General features: G+C 66.4%; 16 protein-coding genes. 4 read left to right on the top strand and 12 right to left on the bottom strand.

The features are described 5' to 3' along the window. Window position 1 precedes the first annotated feature (1 nt). Complete coding sequence (gene pyk / locus ACQ651_RS17850; protein WP_227287013.1) at window positions 2–1,453, bottom strand: pyruvate kinase; 1,452 nt, start codon at window positions 1,451–1,453, stop codon at window positions 2–4. 149 nt (window positions 1,454–1,602) lie between these two features. Between pyk and ACQ651_RS17845 the strand changes: the two genes are divergently transcribed. Further along, window positions 1,603–2,340, top strand: coding sequence for an N-formylglutamate amidohydrolase (locus tag ACQ651_RS17845; RefSeq protein WP_430450024.1), 738 nt, complete (start codon window positions 1,603–1,605; stop codon window positions 2,338–2,340). Window positions 2,341–2,365: 25 nt separating this feature from the next. Then, window positions 2,366–2,662 (top strand): DUF1244 domain-containing protein, encoded by a 297-nt coding sequence (locus ACQ651_RS17840; protein WP_121896166.1) that lies wholly within the window; start codon window positions 2,366–2,368, stop codon window positions 2,660–2,662. Between the two features lie 82 nt (window positions 2,663–2,744). Here ACQ651_RS17840 and yaaA read toward each other — a convergent pair whose 3' ends face one another. Together yaaA and recQ are read right to left on the bottom strand one after the other, a co-directional pair. Beyond that, window positions 2,745–3,515 carry a peroxide stress protein YaaA gene (yaaA, locus tag ACQ651_RS17835; protein WP_430450023.1) on the bottom strand — a complete coding sequence of 257 codons (771 nt, stop codon included), beginning with the start codon at window positions 3,513–3,515 and terminating at the stop codon, window positions 2,745–2,747. 205 nt (window positions 3,516–3,720) lie between these two features. After that, a complete protein-coding gene (gene recQ, locus ACQ651_RS17830) occupies window positions 3,721–5,766 on the bottom strand; it encodes a DNA helicase RecQ (protein WP_430450022.1) in 2,046 nt (681 codons plus the stop codon). A gap of 262 nt (window positions 5,767–6,028) precedes the next feature. Between recQ and ACQ651_RS17825 the strand changes: the two genes are divergently transcribed. After that, the gene (locus ACQ651_RS17825; protein ID WP_227287006.1) at window positions 6,029–7,081 is read left to right on the top strand and encodes a TRAP transporter substrate-binding protein; all 1,053 of its coding nucleotides are present in this window, start codon (window positions 6,029–6,031) and stop codon (window positions 7,079–7,081) included. Here ACQ651_RS17825 and rsmD read toward each other — a convergent pair. Then, the gene (rsmD, locus tag ACQ651_RS17820) at window positions 7,071–7,634 is read right to left on the bottom strand and encodes a 16S rRNA (guanine(966)-N(2))-methyltransferase RsmD (protein WP_430450021.1); all 564 of its coding nucleotides are present in this window, start codon (window positions 7,632–7,634) and stop codon (window positions 7,071–7,073) included. The two genes, ACQ651_RS17825 and rsmD, sit on opposite strands and share 11 nt — an antisense overlap. Then, window positions 7,631–8,842, bottom strand: coding sequence for an NAD(P)/FAD-dependent oxidoreductase (locus ACQ651_RS17815; RefSeq protein WP_375550948.1), 1,212 nt, complete (start codon window positions 8,840–8,842; stop codon window positions 7,631–7,633). Before ACQ651_RS17815 ends, rsmD begins: the two co-directional genes overlap by 4 nt. Window positions 8,843–8,927: 85 nt before the next feature. Between ACQ651_RS17815 and ACQ651_RS17810 the strand changes: the two genes are divergently transcribed. Next, on the top strand, window positions 8,928–9,416 hold the full coding sequence (locus ACQ651_RS17810) for a peroxiredoxin (protein WP_430450020.1): 489 nt from the start codon (window positions 8,928–8,930) through the stop codon (window positions 9,414–9,416). A gap of 68 nt (window positions 9,417–9,484) precedes the next feature. On the opposite strand, the gene ACQ651_RS17805 is transcribed toward ACQ651_RS17810, so the two are convergent. The 7 genes from ACQ651_RS17805 to ACQ651_RS17775 form a co-directional block, all read right to left on the bottom strand. After that, window positions 9,485–10,366, bottom strand: a complete 882-nt coding sequence (locus ACQ651_RS17805; RefSeq protein ID WP_430450019.1) for a mechanosensitive ion channel family protein — start codon at window positions 10,364–10,366, stop codon at window positions 9,485–9,487. A 5-nt stretch (window positions 10,367–10,371) separates the two neighbouring features. After that, entirely contained in the window at window positions 10,372–10,674 is a 303-nt protein-coding gene (locus tag ACQ651_RS17800) for a 4a-hydroxytetrahydrobiopterin dehydratase (RefSeq protein ID WP_227287001.1), read from the bottom strand. After that, window positions 10,671–11,861 carry a GNAT family N-acetyltransferase gene (locus tag ACQ651_RS17795; RefSeq protein WP_430450018.1) on the bottom strand — a complete coding sequence of 397 codons (1,191 nt, stop codon included), beginning with the start codon at window positions 11,859–11,861 and terminating at the stop codon, window positions 10,671–10,673. Before ACQ651_RS17795 ends, ACQ651_RS17800 begins: the two co-directional genes overlap by 4 nt. A 42-nt stretch (window positions 11,862–11,903) precedes the next feature. Next, on the bottom strand, window positions 11,904–12,674 hold the full coding sequence (locus ACQ651_RS17790) for a glycerophosphodiester phosphodiesterase family protein (RefSeq protein WP_430450017.1): 771 nt from the start codon (window positions 12,672–12,674) through the stop codon (window positions 11,904–11,906). Beyond that, window positions 12,671–13,138: a RidA family protein gene (locus tag ACQ651_RS17785; protein WP_227286998.1), complete on the bottom strand. Its 468-nt coding sequence runs from the start codon at window positions 13,136–13,138 to the stop codon at window positions 12,671–12,673. Before ACQ651_RS17785 ends, ACQ651_RS17790 begins: the two co-directional genes overlap by 4 nt. Before the next feature lie 67 nt (window positions 13,139–13,205). Next, window positions 13,206–14,513 carry an HlyD family type I secretion periplasmic adaptor subunit gene (locus ACQ651_RS17780; RefSeq protein ID WP_430450016.1) on the bottom strand — a complete coding sequence of 436 codons (1,308 nt, stop codon included), beginning with the start codon at window positions 14,511–14,513 and terminating at the stop codon, window positions 13,206–13,208. After that, window positions 14,513–16,249, bottom strand: a complete 1,737-nt coding sequence (locus tag ACQ651_RS17775; RefSeq protein WP_430450015.1) for a type I secretion system permease/ATPase — start codon at window positions 16,247–16,249, stop codon at window positions 14,513–14,515. Before ACQ651_RS17775 ends, ACQ651_RS17780 begins: the two co-directional genes overlap by 1 nt. Between the last annotated feature and the right edge of the window lie 51 nt (window positions 16,250–16,300).

Raw genomic sequence — 16,300 nt, 5'->3', positions numbered from 1 at the left:
ATCAATCCGGATCGGTTGAGAAAATCAAGCGTTCCGCGCAAGGGGCGACGCGCAGGATGTTCGTCGTGCCCTGCACGTTGAAGGGCACGCCCGCGGTCACCACGATCAGGTCATCCTCGCTGGCGAACCCGCCTTCGCGGGCGGCGCGGGCGGCGTTCACCACCGCCAGCTTGAAGCGGCTCACCTCCCCCTCGGTGACGAAACAGTTGGTGCCCCAGGTGAGGCAGAGCCGCCGGGCCACATGGCGCAGCGGCGTCAGCGCGAGGATCGGGACCGCCGGGCGTTCGCGGGCAACCAGACTGGCGGTGGTGCCCGATTGGGTGAAGCAGCAGATCGCCCTGATATCCGTCGTTTCGGCGATCTCGCGCGCCGAGGCGACGATCCCGTCGGCCACGGAGGAGCGGTTCACATGCCGCGAGGCGCGCATGATCTCGTGATAGGTCGGGTCGCCCTCGACCTCGATCGCGACGTTGTTCATCGTGGTCACGGCCTCGACCGGATAGCCGCCGGCGGCGGATTCCGCGCTCAGCATGACCGCATCGGCGCCTTCGTAGATCGCCGTGGCCACATCCGACACCTCGGCCCGGGTGGGCACCGGGCTTTCGATCATCGATTCGAGCATCTGCGTCGCCACGATCACCGGCTTCGCGGCGGAGCGGCATTTGCGGACCAGCCGTTTCTGGATCGGCGGCACGTTCTGCACCGGCAACTCGACGCCAAGATCGCCGCGGGCGACCATGATCCCGTCGGAAACGGCCAGGATCTCGTCGAAGGCCTTCTCTCCGGCCGGTTTCTCGATCTTCGACAGGATCGCGGCACGGCCCCGGGCCAGTTCGCGCGCTTCGGTCACATCCTCGGCGCGCTGCACGAAGGACAGGGCCAGCCAGTCCACACCCAGTTCGCAGACGAACTCCAGATCGCGGCGGTCTTTCTCGGACAGGGCCGCAAGCGGCAGCACCACATCGGGCACGTTCACGCCCTTGCGGTTGGAAACCGGGCCGCCCGCCACAACGACGCAATCGGCGAAATCCTCGCCGCAGGCCTCGACCTTCAGCTTGACCTTGCCGTCATTCACCAGGAGATGCGCGCCAACCTCCAGCGCCGCGAAGATCTCGGGATGGGGCAATTGCACACGGCTCTCGTCGCCGGGCGTCTCGTCCAGATCGAAGCGGAAGGGCGCGCCGTCCTCCAGATCGAACCCGCGATCGCCCGCGAACACGCCGCAGCGCAGTTTCGGACCCTGCAGATCGGCCAGAATGGCGATCGGGCTGTCCAGATCCTTTTCGATTTGCCGGATGATTCCGTGACGCGCCCGGATCTCGGAATGATCGCCATGGCTCATGTTCAGGCGAAACACGTCGGCGCCGGCCTCGAACAGGGCACGGATCATGTCATAATCATTTGAAGCGGGGCCAAGTGTGGCGACAATCTTCACATTGCGCAGGCGTCTCATGTACTGCAATGTCCCTTTTGGTCTTTTCTCATTGGTAGCGCTCACATCGGCGTTGGGCCAGCTATGGCGGAAAAGCGGCGCAAGGACAACTGGCACTCCGCCCGAAGCTGGCCTATGAGCAAGCCCTGACAGGCAAGAGTGACAGCCAGATGACCGCGCCGTTTCATATCGAGGGAGAAGGCCGCAGAGGCCGGTGGGTGCTGACATGCGACCACGCCTCGAACCGTGTCCCGCCGGAGGTGAATGGCGGCGATCTGGGCCTGTCGGCGGCGGACATGAACCGGCACATTGCCTACGACCCCGGCGCCCTTGGCGTGACACGAGCGCTGGCCCGCGCGCTGGACGCGCCGATGATCGCCTCGGATTTCTCGCGGCTGGTGATCGATCCGAACCGGGGCGAAGACGACCCGACCCTGTTGATGAAGCTCTATGACGGCACGATCATCCCCGCCAATCGCCATGCGGACGCCGCCGAGGTGGAGCGCCGGCTGCGGCTTTATCACCGGCCCTATCATACGGCGCTTGCGGGCCTTCTGGCGGCGCGGCCCGATCCGGTTCTGGTGGCCGTCCATTCCTTCACGAAACAGTTCATGGGGCGCCCGCCCCGGCCGTGGCATGTGGGCGTGCTTTATGCTGGCGACACGCGCCTGGCGCTTCCGCTGGTTGCGCGGCTGAACGCCGAACCCGATCTGTGCGTGGGCGACAACCAGCCCTATTCCGGCCATCTGCCCGGGGACAGCATGTATCGCCACGGGGTGGAGCCGCGGCGGCCCCATGTCCTGATCGAGCTGCGCAACGACCTGATCAGAACCGCGGCGCAGCAGGAGGCCTGGGGCCTGCGTCTGGCCCCGATGCTTGACGCGGCGCTGACCATTGCACAGGTATGACCGACAGTTGCAGGGAGTGACACCGATGGATGACCAAACCCGGATCGAGCTGGAGGCCGCCACGTTTCGCCGCCTCTTGCAGCATCTCGACGAGCGCAAGGACGTGCAGAATATCGATCTGATGAACCTGTCCGGCTTCTGCCGGAACTGTTTGAGCCGCTGGTATGGCGAAGCCGCCGAGGCCAGGGGGATCGAGATCGACAAGGAGACCGCGCGCGAGGTGGTCTATGGCATGCCCTACGCGGAGTGGAAGGCCAAGTACCAGACCGAGGCGAGCGAGGCGCAGAAAGACGCGTTCAGCCGGTCGAACCCCGGCCATTGAGGCTGGCCGCGCCGCCGTCCGCCAGGCGCGACGGCGGCGCGGCCGGCGGTGCTGGATATCCCCCGAAGCAGGCAGCGCCCGGTCAGGCGGCAACCGCCTCGGCGCGCAGGAAGGCGGGCTTGGTATCGGTGCTGAGATCGGGCGCGTAGCGATAGCCGCCGATGGCAAACTCGGTGATATGCTCCGGCTGCGTCAGGCGATGTTCGATGATGAAGCGCGCCATGGCGCCGCGCGCCTTCTTGGCAAAGAAACTGACGATTTTCGGGCCGCCGGGCTTGTCTTCCAGAAAGGTCGGCGTGATCACCCGGAGGTCCAGCGCCCCGGTATCCACGGCGGAGAAATACTCCACCGACGCACAATTGATCAGCGTGTCGCTGTTCGTCCGCTCGGCTTCGGCGTTGAGCGCCCGGGCCAGACGATCCCCCCAATAGGCGTAGAGCGACGGCCCGCGCGGTGTGCTCAGCCGGCTGCCCATTTCCAGACGGTAGGGCCGGATCGCATCGAGCGGGCGGAGCAGCCCGTAAAGCCCCGAAAGGATGCGCAGCCGTTGCTGGGCGAACCGCAGGTCGTCGGGATCGAGGCTGGCGGCCTCAAGCCCGGTATAGGTATCGCCGGCAAAGGCGAGCGCCGCGGGGCGCAGATCGTCCCGGTCTTCGGCAAATCGCTGAAACCGCTCGTGGTTGAGCCGGGCCAGATCGTCGGAGATATGCATCAGCGCGCCCAGTTCGCGAACCGACAGCCCGCGCGCAACTTCGGCCAGCGCATCGGCATCATCCTGAAACGCGGGCGCCGACATCTCCACGGCGCGCGGTGCCCAGTCAAGGCGTTTGGCGGGGGAAATCACGGTCAGCATCGGGTGCGGCTCCTGTCATATGTCGGGGATGAAATCTAGATCGCTTCGTGCCAGTGTCACGGGGGACGGACGGAAAATGGAGGGCGCCCCCGGTGATCCAGGATTATTCGCCTTGGTTCTTGGAACCGGGCTTCGTGCTTTACATGATGATCGACCAGCCGGGACTGGGCCTGTTGTTCTATGCCGGTGCTTTTCTGGTCGCGGTCTAGCCGGCATCCCGCAGCACCTCCAGAAAGGCAGCGCCGAACCGTTCGGCATGGCGGTCGCCCAGCAACCGTGTCAGCCCGCCCAGATCGGCGGGCTGGATCTCGGCCACTTTCGCCAGTTGCGAGGAGGAACAGCTCATCGGCTTGTCCGCGCCCTGCGGCCCGCGGGCCAACGCGGCCTGCACCTCCAGCAGCCGGTCATAGAGGCTGCCGGCGGGCTGGCCCGCCAGTTTGCGCCGCGCGGGATGCTGCGGCGCGGGCGCCTCGCCGTTGATGACCTGAAGAAACGCCGCGCCGTAGCTGTCCAGCTTCTTGGCGCCGACGCCGGTGATCTTCGCCATCTCGTCGGGCGTGGCCGGGCGCGTTTCGGCCATCTCGATCAGGGTCCGGTCGGTGAAGATGACATAGGCCGGAACCCGCGCCTCCTCCGCCAGGGCGCGGCGCTTGGCCTTCAGCGCCGACAGCAGCGGCGCATCTTCTTCCGAGACCAGCGTCCGGACCGCCGGGCGGCGCGGCGCCTTGGCGAGCGCGTCCTTGCGCAGGATGATCGTGGCCTCGTCCTTCAGGATCGGGCGGGCGGCCTGGGTCATCCGAAGCGCCCCGAACCGGTCCGGGTCGGGGCGGACCAGATCATGGGCCGCCATCTGCCGGAACACCGCCTGCCAGCCGCGCCTGTCCAGTTCGCGCCCGACGCCGAACGTGGGCAGCCGGTCATGGCCGCGCTCGGTCACCTTGTCGGTGGCGTTGCCGGTCAGAATGTCGATCAGATGCCCCGCGCCGAAACTCTCGCCCGTGCGAAGGATCGCGGACAGGGCCTTGCGGACCGGCTGGGTGCCATCGAAGGTCTCGGGCGGGACGGCGCAGAGATCACAATTGCCGCATGGGCCGGTCGCCTCTTCGCCGAAATAGCCCAGCAGGATCTGCCGGCGGCAGCCAAGCGCCTCGGCCAGCCCCAGAAGCGCGTTGAGACGGCCATGATCGGCGGATTTGCGATCCCCCGGGGCAAGGCCTTCGTCGATCTGGCTGCGGCGGAACCGGATGTCGTCGGGGCCGTAAAGGGTCAGGGTGTCCGCGGGCGCGTCATCCCGCCCTGCGCGCCCGATCTCCTGATAGTAGCTTTCGATGGATTTCGGCAGATCCGCATGGGCGACCCAGCGGATATCGGGCTTGTCGACGCCCATACCGAAGGCGACCGTGGCGCAGACGATCAGCCCGTCTTCGCGGCTGAACCGCGTCTCCACGATGCGGCGATCCTCCGCCTCCATGCCGGCGTGGTAATGGCAGGCGCTGTGGTCTTCGTCGCGCAGCGCCTTGGCAATGGTTTCGGTCTTGGCCCGTGTGCCGCAATACACGATCCCCGACTGGCCCTTGCGTGCGGCGGCAAAGCTGAGGATCTGGGCGCGGGGCTGGTTCTTGACCTCGAAGGCCAGCGCAAGGTTCGGGCGGTCGAAGCCACGCAGGAAGGTCTCGGGCTGAGTGCCGTCGAAAAGCCGCTCCACGATCTCGGCGCGGGTTTCGGCATCGGCTGTGGCGGTGAAGGCGGCCAGCGGCACGTCCAGCGTTTTGCGCAAGGCGCCGATGCGCAGGTAATCGGGGCGGAAATCGTGGCCCCACTGGCTGACGCAATGGGCTTCGTCCACCGCGATCATGGTCACGCCCGCGCGTTTCAGCATCCGTTCGGTGCCCGACGCCGCCAGCCGTTCCGGCGCGATATAGAGAAGCTTGAGCGTGCCCGCCTCCAGCCCCTGCCAGACGGCATCGGTTTCCTCGGGCGTGTTGCCGGATGTCAGCGCACCGGCCTCCACGCCCGCCGTGCGCAGGCCCCGCACCTGATCGCGCATCAGGGCGATCAAGGGCGAGATCACCACCGTCACGCCGGGCTGCATCAGGGCAGGCAATTGAAAGCACAGGGATTTTCCGCCGCCCGTGGGCATGATTGCCAGCGTGTTCAGGCCCGCCGCCACGGCACGCACGATCTCTTCCTGCCCCGGGCGGAAGCTTTCAAAACCAAAGACGGAGGAGAGATAGCTCTCGGGGTCCTGCATGGCAGTGCTTGGGCCTGTCGATTTTTTCTTTGACGCTCGATTTTCACGGACTGTCCCATATCGGGATGAGGTTCACAAGGCGGCGGTGGCAACGGATCGCGCCGGGTGCCCGTAACGGCGAGGGGTGCGGGGCCCGAAAACCCGCCAGCGGCCGAAAAATCTGCAAATGCGTTGCAATTGCGACAATAGTGCTTACCTATCGAGGGCCAGTGTGAAACCACATGGGCCGCAACCGACCCTGTTCCGAAGAGGAGGGCACGAAATGTCTTTCGTTAAGTCCCTGGCACTTGCCGCAACCACCCTTGTCGCGGCCACCGCGCTGTCCGCCCAGGAGGTCACGCTGAGATTTCAGCATTTCGTTTCGCCGCTATCGGCCAATCCCACCGGCTTCATGCAGCCATGGGCCGACGCGATCGAGGCGCAGTCCGATGGCCGTATCCGGGTGGAGCTTTACCCCTTCATGCAGCTTGGGGGTGCCGCCCAAAGCCAGTATGATCTGATCCGCGACGGCGCGATCGACGGCGGCTGGGTGATCCCCGGATATCAGCCCGGCCGCTTCCCCGAGGCGGAAGCCTTGGAATTGCCGTTCATGACGCCGAAATCCGCCGAAGAGGCAAGCCGCGCGGCCTGGACATACACGCAGCAGCATCTGATGGATGATTTCGCCGATGTGCATGTGATCGCCGCGCATATGCACGGCCCGGGCCTTGTGCATCTGCGCGGACCCGCGATTGACGAGGTTGCGGATTTCGACGGCCTGTCGCTGCGCGGCCCGTCCCGCCCGGCAACCCTGCTGCTGGAGGAACTGGGCGCGACCCCGGTTGGAATGCCCGTTCCCGCCTTTCCGGAGGCGCTGGCGCGCGGCGTGGTCGATGGCGGCGTGATCACATGGGAGATGGCGCCGTCCCTGCGGCTGGATGAACTGACCCGGAGCCACACGGATGTCGCCGGCGACCGGTCGCTCTACAACCTCTACTTCATCTGGGCGATGAACCGGGATGTCTACGAGGCGCTGCCCGAGGATCTGCGCGCGGTGATCGACGCGAATTCCGGGATGATGGCCAGCGCATGGGCGGGCCGCGCCCATGACGAAGGCGATCTGCGCGGGCGCGACGCGATGGCCGCCGCGGGCAACGAGATCGCCGAGATGTCCGAAGAGGTCACCGCCGAAATCCGCGCGATGGGCGACCGCGTGATCGCCGCCTGGATCGCGGAGGCCGATGAGAAAGGTCTCGATGGCGCGGCGCTGGTGCAATCGGCGCGCGAGGCGATGGCCGCAGAGATCGGCACCGCGGCGGGCCGGATCAACCGGTAGACCGCGCAAGCGTGATCAGCGTGTCGCCGTAGCGGCGCTGATCGAGCAATGCGACCCCCTCCGGCAGGACCGGGGGGGTGTTCTCCTCCCAGACGATCAGGGCGCCGGGGGCCAGCCAGCCGCCCGCCTGAGCCGAGGCCAGCGCCCGCTCGCCCAGACCCTTGCCATAGGGCGGGTCGAGAAAGACCAGATCGAAGGGTTTGCCCGGCACCTCGCCCAGACGGGTGGCATCGCGCCGGAACAGCCTGGTCACGCCCTGAGCCTGACAAAGCCCGATATTCTCCCGCAGCAGCGCCCGGGCCGCAGCGCCGTCATCGACGAATGTGGCATGGGACGCCCCGCGCGACAGCGCCTCCAGCCCCAGCGCGCCGGTGCCCGCGAAAAGGTCCAGCACCCGCGCACCGCCCAGCGGGTCGCCATAGCCGCCATTCACCAGCAGATTGAACAAGCTTTCGCGCACCCGGTCGGAGGTGGGGCGCAGATGTGCGCCCGCATCCCCCTTTCCGACCGAAGCCAGCCGTTTGCCCCGATGCGTCCCGGCGATGATCCTCATGCGCGCAGAAGGGTCTTCAGATCGGTCCCGGTATCGGCAACCAGCTCGGCCGCGGGCGATTTTCCGGCCTCCAGCAGACGTTTGCCGACCATGTAGGCGCGGGGGTCGTTCATCGCATCCACCGCCAGAAGCCGCGTGCCTGCGTAGTACCAGTGCGACAGGGCCGCATCCGCCCCGCCCCGCACCACGACCCGGTCATAGCCTGTATTCAGCCCCGCGATCTGCAGTTTCACGTCATACTGATCCGACCAGAACCAGGGGTGCGGGTCGTAAGGCTCGTCCGCGCCCATCATGTTCCGGGCGACCAGTTCCGCCTGGTCGATGGCGTTCTGAACGCTTTCAAGCCGGATCCTGTGCCCCCGATAGGGGAAGGACGCACAATCGCCCGCCGACCAGATCGCCGGGTCCGAGGTGCGGCCGCGGGCATCCACCTTGATGCCGTTGTCGATCTCCAGCCCCGCGGCCTCGGCCAGCGATGTGGCCGGGCTGATGCCGATGCCGGCGATCACCATATCGAAGGGCGGCTCGGTCATGTCGGTCAGGATCGCGCCGGTGACATGGTGATCGGCCGCGTTCAGGCAGGTCAGACCAACTCCTTCGCGGATATCCACGCCATGGGCCCGATGCAGGTCACGGAAATAGGCCGAGGTTTCGGGGCAGGCGACGCGCTGCAGAATCCGCTCCGCCATCTCGATCAGGGTCACCTCCATCCCGCGCTTGGCGCAGATGGCGGCCGCTTCCAGCCCGATATAGCCGCCGCCCACGATCAGCACCCTGCGCCCGGCCGCCATGTCCGGGGCCATCGCATCTACATCGGCCAGTGTGCGGACCACATGCACGCCCCGCAATTCCCCGCCGATCGCCCCCGACAGGCGGCGCGGCACCGAGCCCGTGGTCAAGGCAAGCTGATCGTAGGGAATGCTGCGGCCGCCGGCGACCACCACCTTGTCGGCCCGGTCGATGGCCACGACCGTTTCGTCCAGATGCAGATCGATCCCGTTCTCGGCATAGAAACTCCCGGGCCGCAGGAAAAGCCGCTCCAGCGCCATCTCTCCCATCAGATAGGCCTTCGACAGCGGCGGGCGCTGATACGGCGGCACATGTTCCTCGCCGATCAGCGTGATCCTGCCGTCGAACCCGTCCGTCCGCAGCCTGGCGACCAGAGCCGCACCGGCCTGGCCCGCCCCAACAACGACGATATGCGACATCGCGATTTCCCGTTTTCGTCTGGCACCCAACCGTCCGCACCCTATATGCGAGAGGCACAGCTACACAAGCGAGGGAGACCGCGACATGAGTATTGCCGTTGGCGACAAACTACCGGATGCAAACCTGCTCCGAATGGGCGAAAACGGGCCCGAATCCGTTTCCATCGGCGAGAAGCTTGCCGGGCGCAAGGTGATCCTGTTCGGCCTGCCCGGCGCCTATACCGGCACCTGCACCACGGCCCATGTGCCGAGCTTCATCCGCACCAAGGACGATTTCGAGGCCAAGGGCGTGGACGAGATCATCTGTGTGGCGGTCAATGATCCGTTCGTGATGCAGGCCTGGGGCGAGAGCACCGGTGCCGGCGCGGCCGGCCTGACCCTTCTGGGCGATGCGGCCAGCGAGTTCACCTCGGCCATCGGTATGGATTTCGACGCCCCGCCGGTCGGCTTCATCAAGCGCTCCAAACGCTACGCGATGTATGTCGAGGACGGCGTGGTCAAGGTGCTGCATGTCGAGGAAAACCCGGGCGTCTGCGAGGCGTCGGGCGGCGAGGCGATGCTGGCGGAGATCTGACGGACACCGGGCGGCCGGCCCCGGCCCGCCGCCCGAATGCCCCGACTTGACTGAAGACGGGGGCGGGACTACTCCGCCGCCGCCTGCGCCTGATCGGCGGTGGCGTTTTCGTGGATGATGGTCCGGGTCGGGAACGGGATATCCACGCCGCCCGCATCCAGCGCCTCTTTCACCTTGCGCTTCATGTCGGCCTGATAAGCGAAATAGTCGCCCGCATCGACCCAGACGCGGACCAGAAAATCGACCGAGCTCGAATTGAGGGTGTTCACCTGTATGAACGGCTCAGGCGTCGTGTGGCTCCGTTCGTCGGCCATGATCGTCTCAAGGATGATCCTCTCGGCCTCCGCCAGATTGGCCCCGTAGCCGACGCCGAACTCCCATTCGGCCCGGCGCGTGGGATAGGCCGAGTAATTCTTGATCTCGTTGCCCCAGACATCCGAATTCGGGATCAGGATCTGCACATTCGACAGCGACGCCAGCTCGATCATGTTGAGGGAGATGTTCCTGACGGTCCCCATCTCCCCCGCGACCTCGACGAAATCGCCGTTCTTGATCGGCCGGAACAGGATGATCATGATCCCGGCGGCAAGGTTCGACAAGGTGCCCTGAAGCGCCAGGCCGATGGCGATACCGGCCGCACCGATCGCTGCGACCAGCGAGGTCGTCTGCACCCCGAACGTGTTGAGGATGAACATGGCCGCGAAGGCCAAGATCACGTAACGCGCAATATTGCCCAGAAAGGTGAACAGCGTGTCGTCCAGCGCCTTGTGCCGCTCGCCAAGCGCGGTGATCCGCCGCCGCGCCCAGCCGGAGATGACGAAGGCCAGGACAATCAGAACGAGGGCGAGCACGACATCGCCCAGCACGCTGGCCATGAACTCGACGGTGAAAATGTCGCCCACGGTCACGCCCGCGGCGATCTCGGTCGCCAGAATCTGCTCGATATCCATAGTCCCTATCCGGCAAGCCGGTCCATCTTGGTCGCCATCGCAATGTCCAGCGCACTCAGCCCGCCGACATCATGGGTGCTTAGCGTAACCTCTACGGTCTTGTAAACGTTCGACCATTCCGGGTGATGGTTCATGTGCTCGGCAATCAACGCCACGCGCGTCATCCAGCCGAAGGCCTCGTTGAAATCGCCGAAGGTGAAGGTCTTGCTGATCGCGTCGCGATCCTCGCCCACCTGCCAGCCATGGGCCGTCAACTCGGCCAGTGCGGTGCTGCGCTGCGCATCGCTCAGTTTTTCGGGTTTGTTCATTCGTGTTCCTCCACATGTGCGGTCCTGAACGGGCCATAGGCCGTCAGGATCTCGATCTCTTCATCAATCGCGGCGCGTTCGGCCTCAAGATAGCTCGCAATCGCGCGGCGAAACCCCTCATCCCCCACCCAGTGCAGCGAATGGGTGGTGACCGGCATGTAGCCCCGGGCCAGCTTGTGCTCGCCCTGCGCGCCGGCCTCGACCCGCGACTGCCCGCGCGCGATGGCCGCGTCGATCGCCTGATAGTAGCACAGTTCGAAATGCAGGCAGGGGTGGTGCTCGATGCAGCCCCAATAGCGGCCATAGAGAACGTCGCGCCCGATGAAATTCAGCGCGCCGGCCACCGGGGCGCCGTCGCGCATCGCCAGAACCAGCAACATGTCGTCGCGCAAACGCTCCTGCGCGATGTCGAAAAATGCGCGCGTCAGATAGGGCTGGCCCCATTTTCGCGCGCCCGTGTCCTGATAGAACCGCCAGAAGGCATCCCAATGCCCGGGCTTCAGAGCGTCGCCGGTCAGCGACACGATCTCGCCGCCGAAACCCTGGGCCGTTGCCCGTTCCTTTCGGATGTTCTTGCGCTTGCGCGAACTCAGGCTGGCCAGAAAATCCTCGAACCCGCCATAGCCGTGATTGGTCCAGTGAAACTGCTGGCTGGTGCGGCGCAACAGACCCATCTCCTCGCCCGCCGCCGCCTCCGCCTCGGTGCAAAACGTGATGTGGAGCGAACTCAGCTGGTTGTCCGAGGCGATCTGCACCGCGCCCTGAACCAGCGCCGCCCGGCCGACCCCCTCCCATCCGGGCCGGGTCAGGAACCTGCGGCCGGTCGCGGGCGTGAACGGCACCGCGATCTGCAGTTTCGGGTAATAGCGCCCGCCGGCCCGTTCATAGGCATGGGCCCAGTTGTGATCGAAGATGTACTCACCCTGGCTGTGGCCCTTCGCGTAAAGCGGGGTCACCGCGATCAGGTCGCCGCCCGCACGCGCCAGCAGATAGCGCGGCTGCCAGCCGGAACCCGGCCCGACGGAGCCGCTTTGCTCCAGCGCCGACAGGAAGCGGTGCGTGGTGAACGGGTCATGCGGCGGGCCGCCATCGGCGGCTTCCGGGCAGGCGCAGGCATCCCACTCGTCCGGGTCCACGCCGCGCAGGCTGTCCAGCGCCGTCACCTCGATTTGCACGTCGTCGCGCATGGCTTTGCCTTGGATTGTGTCGGGTCAACAGGTGGGGCGCGATCAGGCCGGGTCAAGCGGGGGCAGATACCCCTCGAAGGTCACGTTGTCCGCGATCCGCCGCGCCTCTGCCTCGGCCTGGGCGGATTGGATCGTCCAGCACAGCACGGGGATCTTCTGCGCTTTCAGCTCCGCCACGCGGGGGCTGCCCAGATCGGTCCAGTCATGGCTGATGAACTGCGCGCCGACCTTGCCGAAATCGCGGATCGACCGCAGATGGCTGCAAAGCTCGGGGCTCAGTCCCGGCCATTGCGACGGCATGAACCCCGAGGTGACCAGCCCGCGCGCCACATTCGGCGCATGTGTGCGGAAGGATGCGATCGTGTGCGGGTTGAACGACATCACCGCCACCGGCCCCGCGTAGCCCTGTAGCGCTGTCACGACGCCGCGTTCAAGCATGTCGTCGGCAGGCGCGCCGATGCCGCCGGATTGATCCTTGATCTCGATCAGCAGCGGGACGCGCCCGGCCACCAGCTGAAGGATCTGCGAAAGCGAGGCGATGTTCTCCTCCGAGCCTTTCAGGCGCAGATCCATCAGGTCGCGCGCGGTGCGGGCGCGGATCGGGCCGGTCGTGCCGGTCATCCGGTCCAGCGTGGCATCGTGAAACACCATCGCCTGCCCGTCCGCCGAGGGCTGCACGTCGATCTCGATCCCGTAGCCCATCGCCACCGCGCGGCGCACTGCGGTGACCCCGTTTTCGGGGATACCCTGGCCCGCGTCATGCAGCGCGCGATGTGCGATGGGCGGGCCCAGAAATGCGGCGGGAAAGGTCATGGCCTGATCTGGAAAATCCCCTCGATCTCGACTGCGACGCCAAGCGGCAGCGCCCCGGCGCTGACGGCCGAACGGCTGTGCCGGCCCGCATCCCCCAGAACCTCCACAAGGAAATCCGAGGCGCCGTTCACCACCTTTGGCTGATCGGTGTAATCCGGGCCGGAATTGACGAACCCGGTCAGCTTGACCACCCGCACCAGCCGGCCCAGATCCCCGCCACAGGCGGCCTTGGCCTGCGCCAGCAGGCTGATCGCGCAGGTCCGTGCCGCGGCGGCGCCCTCTTCGGTCGTCAGGTCGACACCGATCTTGCCGGTGATCAACCCATCCGCGTTCTGGGAGATCTGCCCCGACACGAAGGCCAGATCGCCCACCACCACGAATGGCACATAATTGGCCGCGGGCGCCGGTGCGACAGGCAATTCCACGCCCAATTCCGCCAGCCGCGCTTCTGTTCCGTTGCTCATCGCCCTCTCCCAATGGCCTGATCCAAGGCACAGGCTAACGCCCGAGACGGGCGGAGGAAAGGGGGGATCAGCTTTCGCGGAAGGCGCGGTTGAAATAGTCTGTCAAGGGCCGCATGAGATAGGCAAGCGGCGTGCGATCCTCGGTCCGGATGAAGGCCTCCACCGGCATGCCGGGCAGCAGGGTCTCCCCCTCCAGAAGCTCGATCTGGCCCTCGTCCAGAACGATCTGCGTCTGGTAGAAGCTGGCGCCCGTCGCCTCGTCCAGAAAGGCATCCGCCGACACGCGCGTCACCAGCCCGTAGAGATCCGGGGTTGTCCGCGAATCGAAGGCCGGAAAGCGCAAGAGCACCTCCTGCCCCAGAAAGACCTGATCCACATGGATCGCCTCGACCCGGGCGGAGATCACCAGCGGCCGGTCCTGCGGCACCAGAAACAGCACCGGATCGGCGGGCCGCACGACCGATCGCGGGCCGAACACCGTGAGGCCATAGACGATCCCCGCCACCGGCGCGCGCAGATCCATATTGGCAAGCTGGCGTTCCAGCGCCTGGGCGCGTTCGGCAAGCTCCTCCTCCTGCAGGCGCACCTCGCGAAGTTCGGCGATCGCCTCCTCCCGGCGGGCGGTCTCGACCTGGAGGATCGCCAGTTCGGTCTCGGTGATCCGCCCTTCGGCCTCGGCGGCAGCGGCATCGATCTCCCCCAACGTGCCCAGAAGATTGGCCTCCTCGCGTTGCAGGCTCAGCACCCGGGCGGCCTGGGCCAGCCCGCGTTCCAGAAGATCCTGCTGCGCACTCAGCTCCTCGGCCACCAGATCCTGCTGGCGTTCCAGCGCGGTGCGTTGCGCGGTCATCCCGTCGATCTGGCTGCCGATCTGTTCGGTGCGGCGGTTCAACTGGTCTATCTCGCGATCCAGTGTGTCGCGCCGGGCCGCAAACAGGTTCCGCTGCCCGGCGAGGATATCGGCGAGTTCCGCATCGCCCTCGGCGGCCCGCAGCAACTCGGCCCCGAACGCAACCTCGGCCTGGCCGTCCCGTTCGGCCTCCAGCCGGGCGCGGCGGGCGCGCACCTCGTTCAACTGGCCACGCACCACCGCATAGCTCGACGCGATGTCCGACGCGTCGAGACGCAGCAACACCTGCCCCTCCTCGACCTGCTGGCCTTCGGTCACCGCCAGTTCCGCCACGACACCGCCATCGGGGTGCTGGATGACCTGGCGGTTCTGATCCACCTCGATCTGTCCGGACGCGATGATCGCGCCCGCGATATTCGACATCACCGCCCATGTCCCGAACCCGCCCAGCAGGATCGCAAGCGACAGGAACCCCAGCAGCATCGGTCCGCGAATGGACCAGGAGGTTTCCGGCGTTTCCGACATCAGCTTACCCCCCCGGCTGCGGCGCCACCGGCAATCTGCGCGTGGTTCTGCACCGTTTTCTTCAGCACCTCGTCCCGCGGGCCGAAGACCTTGGGCATGCCGCCCTCCAGAACCAGTAGCATGTCGCATTCGCGGATGGCCGCGGGCCTGTGCGCCATGATCAGCACCGAGCGGCCATCGATCTTCATCTCGCGGATGGCCTGGTTCAGGGCTTCGCTGCCCTCGTTGTCGAGGTTCGAGTTCGGCTCGTCCAGAACCAGCAGCACCGGGTCGCCATAAAGCGCGCGGGCCAGGCCGATGCGCTGCACCTGCCCGCCGGAGAGCCGCGATCCCACGGCGGTCACCGGCGTGTCGTAGCCCTTGGGCTGTTTCAGGATAAGATCATGCGCCGCCGCTTTCCGGGCGGCGGCGACCACGGCCTCCGGGTCCGGGTCGGGGGCCAGACGGGCGATATTCTCCGCAATCGTGCCATCGAACAGCGTCACGCTTTGCGGCAGATAGCCGATCAGCCCGCCCAGAACGTCCGGATCGTACTGGTCCAGCGTCGCGCCATCGAGGCGGATCTGGCCCGCCGCCGGCGCCCAGACCCCGGTCAGGGCCTTGGCAAGCGTCGATTTTCCGGCGCCCGAGGGCCCGATGATCCCGACCGCCTGCCCGGGTTCGACGCGAAAACTGACCATTCTGAGCGTTGCCTGGCTTTCCCCGGGCGGCACAACGGCCAGTTGATGCACCGTCAGCTGCGCGGCAGGCCGCGGAAGCGGCAGGCGATGCGGTTCCCGCGGGGTTTCCGCCAGAAGCTGGCGCAGATTGGTCCAGCCATCATGGGCGCGATGGATCAGCGCCCACTGGCCGATCGCCAGTTCGATCGGGGCAAGCGCCCGGCCCATCAGGATCGAGCCCGCGATCATCGCGCCCGCGGTCAGCTCCCCCTGCAACACAAGATAGGCGCCCAGACCCAGCATCGCCGATTGCAGGAAGAGCCGCAGCGTCTTGGTCAGCGTGGTGAACCCGCCGGCCCGGTCGCTGGACCGGATCGACGCGCCGAGCGCAACCGAGCGCTGGGCACGCCAGCGGCGAAAGGCGGACCCCTGCATTCCCAGGCTGCGGATCAGTTCCGCCTCCGATTGCAGCTGGCCCGCCATCCGGTCGGCGCGCATCGAGGCGAGACCGGACGCATTCAGCGGCTCCCGCGTCATCGCCTGATTGACGATTGCGATGACGATCAGCAGCGCGCCACCGCCGAGCGCCAGCCAGCCAAGCCATGGATGAAAAATGAAGATCGCCGCCAGAAAGAGAGGTGTCCACGGAACGTCGAAAATCGCCAGGAACGCGGGCGAGGACAAAAGCCGCTGCACCGATTCGAGATCCCGCAGGCCGGTCTGGGGGCCGCCCGTCCTGCGCGCCCGCGACAGGGCGGCGGAAAACACCGGCGCGTCCAGACCGTCCTGCAATCGGGCGCCGACGCGCGCCGCCACCCGGCCCCGGACATAGTCGAGAAGCCCCATCATCAGGAACAGGAAGGTCACCAGCAGGGACAGCGCCAGAAGCGTTTCCTCGGACCGGCTGCCGAGGACGCGGTCATAGACCTGCAACATGTAGAGCGGGCCCGTGAGCATCAGCAGATTGGTGAACACGCTGAACAGGAAGATCGCCCAGAGCAGCGCGGAATTGGCCCGCCGGTGGCGGGTCAGGTCATCCGTGACGGGCTGGCCGTGATGTGATCGTGTCGGGGTCATCCAACAATCCGGGCATAAGTCTATTGCAGGCAGAGCCGGGCACTGCGACAT

Origin of the sequence: Rhodophyticola sp. (assembly GCF_965284195.1) — a bacterium.
Lineage (GTDB): Bacteria > Pseudomonadota > Alphaproteobacteria > Rhodobacterales > Rhodobacteraceae > Rhodophyticola.
This window is presented reverse-complemented; position numbering and strand designations above follow the sequence as displayed.